The sequence below is a fragment of the Kocuria sp. KRD140 genome, assembly GCF_017168375.1.
In the GTDB taxonomy this organism is placed as follows: Bacteria; Actinomycetota; Actinomycetes; order Actinomycetales; family Micrococcaceae; genus Kocuria; species Kocuria marina.
This window is the reverse complement of the sequence record NZ_JABFAW010000005.1, coordinates 77,399-83,658: the sequence shown is the minus strand read 5'-3', so window position 1 is coordinate 83,658 and position 6,260 is coordinate 77,399. Positions and strand designations below refer to the sequence as shown.

Sequence of the window (6,260 nt, the reverse complement as noted above, 5' to 3'; positions counted from 1 at the left end):
GACCGGATCCGAGTCCGTCAGATCTACCGTGATGAGTCGCGCAGGACCGGGGTCGACTGGGTGAAGAGGGACTACAAGCCGGGAGATCTGACGGACTCGGATCCGGTCAATCAGTCGCTGTCCAGTGCCAACACATGCCTGTATGGGGTGGTCACCGCAGTGATCCACGCTCTCGGGATGAGCCCGGGTCTCGGGTTCGTACACGTGGGTCACGATCAAAGTTTCGTCTACGACGTCGCAGATCTTTTCAAGGCTTCGACAAGCATTCCCGCTGCCTTCGAGGTCGTGGCCTCGGGATCCACGGACCCCGTCAACGATGTCCGTCGCATCCTCCGCGACAGATTGATGAGCGGAGGCGTGATGGACCGGTGTGTGGACGTATTGCGTGAACTCTTCCTCACACCTCAGGAACTGCAATCCGTGACCCCCATTCTCTACGAGGACGCCATGTCCATCTGGTCGGGACGATCGGATTCGACGCTCGCCTCGGGACAGAACCATGACAGGGGCCAAACATGATGGTTCTGGTGCTCTCTGCCTGTCCCGTGGGGCTCCGAGGCGATCTGACCAAGTGGTTGTACGAGGTTTCGGCAGGCGTGTTCGTGGGAAAAGTCAGTTCCCGAATACGTAAACACCTGTGGGACAGGGTGCTCGAGACCTCGGGCTCAGGGCGGGCGATCCTCATCTGGAGCTCCAAGGGAGAACAGGGCTTGAAGTTCGAGGTCAAGGACCACCACTGGGACCCCGTGGACCTCGACGGCCTGACCCTGATGAAGCGGCGTTCCCGTGCACAGAAAACCCAGTCTCCGGAGCTGAAACGAGGGTGGAGTAAGGCCGGTGCGCAACGGCATCTGGGACGTCGGCGGTGAAAGCGCCGAAATCGATGCAAATGATCGTAGAGTGTCGATATAACCCCAGGTGAGGAAGTGTGCTCCCCGCGCATGCGGGGATGAGCCCTTGGCCTTGAGAACGTCGAGGGGGGAGCCGCCGTGCTCCCCGCGCATGCGGGGATGAGCCGGCAGTCGAGGGGTCTTCGGAGTTCAGGCCGATGTGCTCCCCGCGCATGCGGGGATGAGCCGCGCACATCATATGTCTCCGGCGCGGTCCAATCGTGCTCCCCGCGCATGCGGGGATGAGCCCGCCTACAACTCTCACCCGTACCCGGTGATGGTGTGCTCCCCGCGCATGCGGGGATGAGCCGACGTTGTACTCCAACTGGTACTGCTGCACAATGTGCTCCCCGCGCATGCGGGGATGAGCCCCGTGCGCAGCGTCGCGCCGGGCAGTCCGACATGTGCTCCCCGCGCATGCGGGGATGAGCCCCACGTCAGCCTGCTGGGTGTCCGCGATACGCCGTGCTCCCCGCGCATGCGGGGATGAGCCCGGGGTCACCTACCGTGAGCCGACACATGGTGCGTGCTCCCCGCGCATGCGGGGATGAGCCCGTTGAAGAGGCGGTCAGTCGTGCGCTGGCGCGGTGCTCCCCGCGCATGCGGGGATGAGCCCCTTGATGCGCTCAACAAGCAGGTGTCTGGCGCGTGCTCCCCGCGCATGCGGGGATGAGCCGCGAACCCGGGGCACAACCCCGCACGGATGATCGTGCTCCCCGCGCATGCGGGGATGAGCCCCTCCACCTGGTCCACATTCGAGTAGGGAAGGTGTGCTCCCCGCGCATGCGGGGATGAGCCCAGCATCGACCCCGGCTACACAGCGACGGTGGAGTGCTCCCCGCGCATGCGGGGATGAGCCCCAGCAGGTGGATGACAACGCGCTGCTCGCCGCGTGCTCCCCGCGCATGCGGGGATGAGCCCTGGTACATGCTAACCGACGTTGACCTTTACCGGTGCTCCCCGCGCATGCGGGGATGAGCCCCCTGGTGCCGGTGTGAAGCCGATCAGCGCCGGGTGCTCCCCGCGCATGCGGGGATGAGCCTGATTGACGCTGCGGGGTACGACAGGAACTGGTGTGCTCCCCGCGCATGCGGGGATGAGCCCTTTCGCAGGCCCTTACCTGACGGGAAGGTGACGTGCTCCCCGCGCATGCGGGGATGAGCCTTTCAAGGTCAGGGACCTCTCCGACCTCGGGAAGTGCTCCCCGCGCATGCGGGGATGAGCCCTCCACCGGGTACGTGAACCAGAACACGTTCATGTGCTCCCCGCGCATGCGGGGATGAGCCACCCAGATCTGCACCCGGTCCCCACGCTGAGGGGTGCTCCCCGCGCATGCGGGGATGAGCCCCAATTCCACGCAGGCCCAAATACCGACTTGATGTGCTCCCCGCGCATGCGGGGATGAGCCCGCCTCACCGCCCTGCGAGATGGAGGACAAGAAGTGCTCCCCGCGCATGCGGGGATGAGCCCTGTCGGTGACGCGCTAGAGAGAGCCGGCCTGCGTGCTCCCCGCGCATGCGGGGATGAGCCGTAGATCCCCGGGTCAAGGTGCAGCTGCTCGCAGTGCTCCCCGCGCATGCGGGGATGAGCCCAGGTCGTATGGACCGTGGGGATGACGTGGTGGGTGCTCCCCGCGCATGCGGGGATGAGCCCCGAAGAGGGCAGCGGTGGAACCCCTGAAACCGGTGCTCCCCGCGCATGCGGGGATGAGCCCACGGTGTTGAGCTTGTTCTGGAAGCCCTCAACGTGCTCCCCGCGCATGCGGGGATGAGCCCCCCTGGTAGTGGGCCGGGTTGATGGGGTCACTGTGCTCCCCGCGCATGCGGGGATGAGCCTCACCGGGCATTGCCCGCCGGATCGTGGTGACGGTGCTCCCCGCGCATGCGGGGATGAGCCGCCGGTTGAAATCTCGTTGCGTTTGCGGTGCCCGTGCTCCCCGCGCATGCGGGGATGAGCCCCGGACCTTCTTCCCGGTCTCGGCGATCTTCCGGTGCTCCCCGCGCATGCGGGGATGAGCCCTGCCGGTAGGTTTCCGCGGCCATCGCGGGCATGTGCTCCCCGCGCATGCGGGGATGAGCCCAACGCGGCCTGCACATAGTGGGCGGCACCGTTGTGCTCCCCGCGCATGCGGGGATGAGCCCAGAAGCCGCGGGCGGCTCGCAGCAGGACGCAAGTGCTCCCCGCGCATGCGGGGATGAGCCCACCCGGTCACGGATGAAGCCCCAAGCGGCCGAGTGCTCCCCGCGCATGCGGGGATGAGCCCCCGCAGGACCCCACGAGGGTATGGGTGACGATCGTGCTCCCCGCGCATGCGGGGATGAGCCGGATCGTCGTCAGCGGTGCGAGGGTACAGGACCGTGCTCCCCGCGCATGCGGGGATGAGCCTCGCATGACCATCACGGCCAGTTGATCCAGGGAGTGCTCCCCGCGCATGCGGGGATGAGCCCACCAACACCACCGCGATCCCGAAAGTGAGGAAGTGCTCCCCGCGCATGCGGGGATGAGCCCAAGTTCCACCCCGGCGCGATGGCTCAGTCCGGGTGCTCCCCGCGCATGCGGGGATGAGCCCGGCACCACGTGGACGGATTGGGAGAACCTGAAGTGCTCCCCGCGCATGCGGGGATGAGCCCCACCGGAAACCTTATCCGGTGTTGCGACGAAAGGTGCTCCCCGCGCATGCGGGGATGAGCCTTCAGGGTGCCCGCACCAGGGGCGGACACAGGGGTGCTCCCCGCGCATGCGGGGATGAGCCGCGTGGAACCCGTCGAGCACTTCCCGTACGGTGGTGCTCCCCGCGCATGCGGGGATGAGCCGCGTGGAACCCGTCGAGCACTTCCCGTACGGTGGTGCTCCCCGCGCATGCGGGGATGAGCCCGCGCAGGGCCTCATGCAGATGGTGCCTTCGACGTGCTCCCCGCGCATGCGGGGATGAGCCGTTCCCGGACGTGTCAGCGAAACCCCACGGCCCGTGCTCCCCGCGCATGCGGGGATGAGCCGGCTGCCCTGGTGGTCAAGTCGTTGGCTACGGGGTGCTCCCCGCGCATGCGGGGATGAGCCCTGGTGGACACGGCGAAGGGGTCCATCGAGTTTGTGCTCCCCGCGCATGCGGGGATGAGCCCGCCATGCCGCCCACGACTGTGGCACGGACCTGGTGCTCCCCGCGCATGCGGGGATGAGCCCAACACCATTACGATTCAGCCGTCCCGGTACAAGTGCTCCCCGCGCATGCGGGGATGAGCCCTGCAGCCAGGGGCCGCGGGCCTTGCGCATGGTGTGCTCCCCGCGCATGCGGGGATGAGCCGACTCGCTACGCCCTCGAGGCGGCAGGCCACGAGTGCTCCCCGCGCATGCGGGGATGAGCCCAGCCCCCCCTAATCGCGCTCCATGTTTGCGATACGTGCTCCCCGCGCATGCGGGGATGAGCCCCCTGGTGACGGGGTGACCAGGTACTCGGCGTCGTGCTCCCCGCGCATGCGGGGATGAGCCCCACCGGACGAGAAGCCCTTCGGGAGCGCCACGGTGCTCCCCGCGCATGCGGGGGATATGCAAATCCCCTAACTACTTCCGGCCCGCACCCGGAAGGGGACAGCCAGACCCTGGGTCATAAGGAGTGTGGGCGCAGTGGGCTCCTTCGCGAACTCGTCGTAGAGGAACGCCTGCGTCATGTACCGCTCTCCGTCCTCGTAGTAGCGAGTACCCAGGCACAGGGGCGGGCCGTTACGTAGCCCGCGCAGTCGCGGCGCTTCTCCCAACCCTGCTGGGCGGGCTCTCACAGCACCTCGATCTCGGCGTGGGCCGCCACGTCCGACCTGGGACCCACCCCGGGGCCGAAGCGCCCCCGGACCTCGAGGCGCCGACACCGCACGAACCCCAGCGGCGACGTCGTACCCACCCCGGGCACGCAAACTATCCCGGAGACCCCGGCGCTAATCATCGCACCATCTCGCCAGACACAACTACCGCCCCACCGACCCCGGCTCGTCCCGCGGGACGGCGAGTGTCGCGGCGGCCATGAGTAGGGCGGTACCCGCTGCCGCCACAAAGACCCATCCGGAGGCGTGGATCACGGTGGCGGGATCGCCCTCACCGCCACCGGCACGGATGAGGTTGGTGGCGATGGCGCCGTAGATCGCCACACCCACGGCTGAGCCGGCGGAGCGGGCGAACATGTTGAGACCCGTCACCGACCCGCGCTGGTTCCACTCCACCGAGGACTGGGCCATGATCAGCGACGGCGCCGCGGTGTAACCGAGCCCCAGCCCGATGATAAACGCGCACACAGCCATACCGATCACGCTCGGCCACGGCGACAGCGCGGCGGTCAGGGCCGCTCCCACGGTCGCGATCGCACCGCCCAGAAACATGGTGCGCCGGAAGCCCCACCGCATGTAGATCCGCCCCGCCGTGGATGCAGCCACGGGCCAGCCGATGCTCACGGCGGCCACGGCCGCTCCCGCCGCGATCGGTGTGGCCCCGGCCGTGCGCTCCAAATAGGTGGGAACGTAGCTCGTCATCCCCACCAGCAGCGCGCCGATCCCCAGGGAGACCAGGGTGGTGCTTGCGACCACGCGGCGTCGTACCAGCGCGAGGTCGATGATCGGTTCGCTCGCGCGACGCTCGACGGCCACGAAGATCGCCAGCCCCATGACGCCGACGACGCCGCACACCAGGGTGGGCACCGAAAGCCACTCCCACGCGTTGCCGCTCTCCAGCGCGCCGAGGATGAGGGCGGACAGGGCGATCGCGAGCACCGCGGCACCGGTGAAGTCCACCCGGTGCTCCTCGCGCTCGATCTTCTCGTGATAGCTGCGCAGCAACAGCCACCCCGCCACGAGGGCCACCGGGATGTTGACGAAGAAGACCCACCGCCAACTCAAGAACTGGGACAGCAGCCCACCCAATGTGGGCCCCACGACCGAAGAGACCGCCCACACCACGGCCACGTACCCCTGCACGGCGGCGCGCTCGGCCACGGTGTAGATGTCCCCCACGATCGTCATGCCCATGGGCGCCACGGCTCCCGCACCCAATCCCTGGATCACCCGGAAGACGATGAGCGACGGCATGCTCCACGCGCATCCCGCGAGCACGGAGGAGACCAGGAACAACCCCACGCCGGTGAGGATCACGGGTTTGCGCCCGTACATGTCCGAGAGCTTGGAGAAGATCGGCACACTCACCGCCTGCGCCAACATGTAGCTCGAGAACAGCCACGGGAACTGGGCGAAGTTACCCAGGGAACCCACGATGCTCGGCACCGCGGTCGCCAGGATCGTGGCGTCCAGGGCCACCAGAGCCGTGGAGAGCATTACGGCCAGCAGGACGGGACCACGCTGCGAGCGCAGCCCCACCGAGGCGCGATTCACGCCG

The 6,260-nt window shown here is 67.8% G+C and carries 3 protein-coding genes and 1 CRISPR repeat array; of the genes, 2 read left to right on the top strand and 1 reads right to left on the bottom strand.

Features of this window, described 5'->3' with window-relative positions:
• Both J1M36_RS06000 and cas2e read left to right on the top strand, forming a co-directional pair.
• The coding region (locus tag J1M36_RS06000) for a CRISPR-associated endonuclease Cas1 (RefSeq protein ID WP_206478882.1) at positions 1 to 519 on the top strand (519 nt) is incomplete at its 5' end.
• The gene (gene cas2e, locus J1M36_RS05995) at positions 516 to 869 is read left to right on the top strand and encodes a type I-E CRISPR-associated endoribonuclease Cas2e (protein ID WP_206478881.1); all 354 of its coding nucleotides are present in this window, start codon (positions 516 to 518) and stop codon (positions 867 to 869) included. The genes J1M36_RS06000 and cas2e, both read left to right, overlap by 4 nt.
• A 59-nt stretch (positions 870 to 928) precedes the next feature.
• A CRISPR array of direct repeats spans positions 929 to 4,437; the repeat unit is 28 nt; unit sequence GTGCTCCCCGCGCATGCGGGGATGAGCC.
• A gap of 409 nt (positions 4,438 to 4,846) precedes the next feature.
• Here cas2e and J1M36_RS05990 read toward each other — a convergent pair.
• Positions 4,847 to 6,256 carry an MFS transporter gene (locus J1M36_RS05990; protein ID WP_342358296.1) on the bottom strand — a complete coding sequence of 470 codons (1,410 nt, stop codon included), beginning with the start codon at positions 6,254 to 6,256 and terminating at the stop codon, positions 4,847 to 4,849.
• Between the last annotated feature and the right edge of the window lie 4 nt (positions 6,257 to 6,260).